The sequence below is a fragment of the Streptomyces sp. sk2.1 genome, assembly GCF_008120935.1.
GTDB lineage: Bacteria > Actinomycetota > Actinomycetes > Streptomycetales > Streptomycetaceae > Streptomyces.
Genome location: NZ_RDBO01000282.1, coordinates 1 through 1,607, shown reverse-complemented (window position 1 = coordinate 1,607; position 1,607 = coordinate 1). Strand labels below are relative to the sequence as shown.

The following is a 1,607-nucleotide window of genomic DNA, read 5'->3' as shown; positions in this document are numbered from 1 at the left end:
GGGTCTGCTTGATCGTCTCTGAGACGTACGGCGGGCTGCCGGAGATCCTGCTGGATGGAAGTGAGCGGGACGATGCCCCTCTTTCCATCCCACTGCGGCGTTTCGCGCCACACCGTGCGCCACTTCATCGCCTTGCGCGGGCCGCACGACGTCCGCACGCCCTCGGCGAAGCCGCCCCACCACGCCTTCGCGCCGCTCAAGGAGCGCATGCGGATCATGGTGATCCCGGTCCACACGCCGAGGTAGACCGGGATCAGCGGGACCGGGAGCCGACGGGTCAACGTGTTGTGGGCACTTCTTCGGGATCAGCGGCACTACGAACTCACGCCACCAGTGGAAACCGCCCCATAGGGCTTTCTCGCCAATCGCAAACCTGATCGACGAGAGCCGACTTTTCAAGGAGGATCTCATCAGCATGGACCGATGACGTTGAGGAGCCCTGTGATCACGCAAGGAGTGCAGCTCACAGGCCGGTGTGATGCCTGCGGAGGCGCGACGACCTGCGATGTCGGCCAGTTCTTCGACCACGGCATGCTCTGCTGGGGCACCGAAGGACGATGTGCGGACTGCCCGAATGCGTGGTGCGTGCAAGACAGCGGACCCGTCACGCCCGAGAACATTCGACAAGCTCTGCTACAAGCGCATGGGGCGGCGCGGCTTCGCCTGTCCGAAGACGTGCCAAACCTCGTTCCCGTGCTGCAGGCCCTCCGGGACGCACGGGAACTTTCCCTTGGCGAAGCACGAGCGCAGGCCAAGCAACTCACCGACAACGGTCTCACCGGCACGCTCGTCGAGATGGAGATCCTGGCGATTTGTCTTCGGGGACGGGCCGTCGAGGTGATCGTTGCACCAGCTGAGTGATCTCATCCCGACGGCACCTGATGCGGCTTGACAACGGCATTGAGAAGTTTTTCCCCGCGATAGCCGAGGAGAGAGGTACCACCCGGAGCAGGGGCGGGCCGCGACGACCAGGCGGCCGCCGTGGCTGCGGCCCTGCCCCGCCGCCGTGGGATTGCCGGCCTTTGAACCACCAGCGTGAACTCGACGGGCCGCCCCGACGCCTTCCTCGCCCGCCTGGGCCCCGCTCCCGGGTTTTCGTGCGGGGGCGCTGGCCGCCCATGCTGTCTCCCTGCTGCGGCCCGTCGTCCGTCCACGCCATCCTGTGTCGCCGCCCGGCCGTGCCGCCTGGTCGCCGTCCGGCCTCGCGTCCCGGGGTCCTGTCGCGTCGACGGCCCGGCCCCGGACCGTGCCGCCGCTCGGTCTGCCGTGCCGCGGTGCCAGTCGCAGGACGGGGGGCCGGGCCCAGGGCCGTCGACCGCTTGCCCCGGGCCGCCGCTTCACCGTTTCGCGCCGTCGACCACCTACTCCGCGGCCCCGTCTCACCGCGTCGGGCCGCCGCTCGTCGCTCCTGTGCCGTCGCCGGGCCGCTCCTGTGCCGCGTCGCTTGGCCCTGTGCCTTGGATTCCTGCCGCGTCGGCGGCCCAGCCGCCCGACGGCCAGGCTCGGCCTCGTGTGTCCATGAAGGTCTGGTCACTGCCCCGCCCGCCCGTCGTCGTCTCATCGTGTCGTCGACCACGGTCGCCCGCTCGCCCTGTCCGGGGCGGGGC

1 protein-coding gene and 1 pseudogene are annotated in these 1,607 nt (G+C 69.4%); one reads left to right on the top strand and one right to left on the bottom strand.

Annotation, left to right across the window (positions count from 1 at the left end):
• Positions 1 to 98: 98 nt before the first annotated feature.
• Positions 99 to 275 (bottom strand): annotated as a pseudogene (locus tag EAO76_RS45675) (glycosyltransferase family 2 protein); the annotation flags it as partial.
• 166 nt (positions 276 to 441) lie between these two features.
• Between EAO76_RS45675 and EAO76_RS43800 the strand changes: the two are divergent.
• Positions 442 to 861 carry a hypothetical protein gene (locus EAO76_RS43800; RefSeq protein WP_262376283.1) on the top strand — a complete coding sequence of 140 codons (420 nt, stop codon included), beginning with the start codon at positions 442 to 444 and terminating at the stop codon, positions 859 to 861.
• Positions 862 to 1,607 lie beyond the last annotated feature (746 nt).